This window comes from Streptomyces sp. SID12501 (assembly GCF_010550245.1).
Lineage (GTDB): Bacteria > Actinomycetota > Actinomycetes > Streptomycetales > Streptomycetaceae > Streptomyces.
On the sequence record NZ_JAAGLU010000196.1, the window covers coordinates 1 to 709 of the forward strand.

Consider the following 709-nt stretch of genomic DNA (forward strand, 5'->3'; position numbering starts at 1 on the left):
TGATCCGGCGGTGTTTGCGGCGCAACCACTTCATCACCTGATTCCACGCGTAGTTCCTCAGGTACCGAAAGGTCGCGCTGGACACTCCGGGACGGAAGTACATGCACCAGCCGAAAAGCATCCGGTTGATCTGGATGAGCAGTTCGTCCAGTGGCAGGCCGGTGGCTGTTTTGCGCCGTATCTCCTTGACCTTGCCCATCGCGGCCGTGAGGGCCTTGCGCGAGGGGTAGGTGTAGACGTAGCGGCGGTCGGCTCCCCGTTTGCGATGACGCTGGATGTGCCATCCGAGGAAGTCCAACCCCTCGTCGATATGGGTGATCAGAGTCTTCTCGGGCGACAGGCGCAGACCCATCGCCGACAAGATTTCCGCGATCTCCTCGCGCAGAGCTTCGGCATCCTCCCTGGTACCGCTCACCATCAGGCACCAGTCGTCCGCGTACCTGGAAATACGGCAGTTCGGAAGACCTTCACGGCGCCGCTTGGCTCGTTCCCAGGGCTTGGATCCCGGACCTCCCGGCACCTGGGCGATGTACTCGTCCAGGACCGACAGGGCCACATTGCTCATCAACGGCGAGAGGATCGAACCCTGCGGAGTACCGGCAGTGGTGTCCCGAAGCACACGGTCCTCACCGAGGATCCCCGACTTCAAGAACGCCTTCACCAGGGCAAGGACGCGTTTGTCACCAACTCGGTCCCGCACCCTGTCCAT

The 709-nt window shown here is 62.1% G+C and carries 1 protein-coding gene; it reads right to left on the reverse strand.

Translation table 11 applies throughout. The features are described from left to right. The coding region (locus G3I71_RS45195) for a reverse transcriptase domain-containing protein (RefSeq protein ID WP_343243284.1) at positions 1-709 on the reverse strand (709 nt) is incomplete at its 3' end.